At 35.9% G+C, this 1,067-nt stretch carries 1 pseudogene; it reads left to right on the forward strand.

What is annotated here, in order from left to right:
• Window positions 1-1,067, forward strand: a pseudogene (locus HG1285_RS00265) (DNA-directed RNA polymerase subunit beta); the annotation flags it as partial.

Below are 1,067 nucleotides of genomic sequence, written 5' to 3' on the forward strand. Positions count from 1 at the left end.
CAGAAGAAGTTGATTTTATGGATGTTTCGCCAAAACAGGTTGTTTCTGTTTCTGCGTCTTTAATTCCATTCCTTGAACACGACGATGCTAACAGGGCATTAATGGGTTCTAACATGCAGCGTCAGGCTGTACCACTGCTTAAGACAGAGTATCCATTGGCAGGTACAGGGATTGAAAGAATTGTTGCTAAGAACTCAGGCTCGGCAGTTGTTGCAGAAAGAGGAGGAATTGTTGAGTCTGTTTCTGGAAACAAAATTGTTATAAAAGTAAACAAAGAAGAGATTAATGAAAATGACCCCCTTGATATAGGAATAGATGTTTATAAACTTAAAAAGTTTAAAGGTTCAAATCAGGCAACATGTATAAATCAAAGACCTCTGGTTAAAAAAGGAGATGTAGTTGAAGCAGGAGCTATAATTGCTGATGGTCCGTCAACTTATAAAGGAGAACTTTCTTTAGGAAAAAATGTTCTTGTTGCTTTCATGCCTTGGAGAGGATACAACTTTGAAGATGCCATTGTAATTTCTGAAAGACTTGTTAAAGATGATGTATTTACATCTATTCATATAGAAGAATTTGATGTTGAAGCAAGAGAAACAAAACTTGGTTCAGAAGAGATTACCAGAAATATACCTGGAATTTCTGAAAAAGCTTTGGCTAACCTGGATGAACACGGTATTGTCAGGGTAGGAGCTTACGTAAAACCAGGAGATATATTAGTAGGAAAAGTTACTCCAAAAGGAGAAACACAGCCAACACCAGAAGAAAAACTACTTCTTGCAATATTTGGAGAAAAGGCATCTGATGTTAAGGATTCTTCTTTAAGGGTTCCTGCTGGCGTTGAAGGTATAGTGATAGATGTACAGGTTTTTGCCAGAAAAAAAGCAGATAGAAAAAATGCTTATCTTGATAAACTCATAAAAGAAGAAATAGAAGAGCTTGAGAAGGAGCTTGAAGATAAGAAGAGATTTATACAGGAAAGAAGAGATGAAGAACTAAAGAAAGTAATTCTCGGAGCTGAAATATCTAAAGATGTTAAGCTTGCAGGAAAAGTTATAGTTAAAAAG

The sequence above is a fragment of the Hydrogenivirga sp. 128-5-R1-1 genome, from assembly GCF_000171895.1.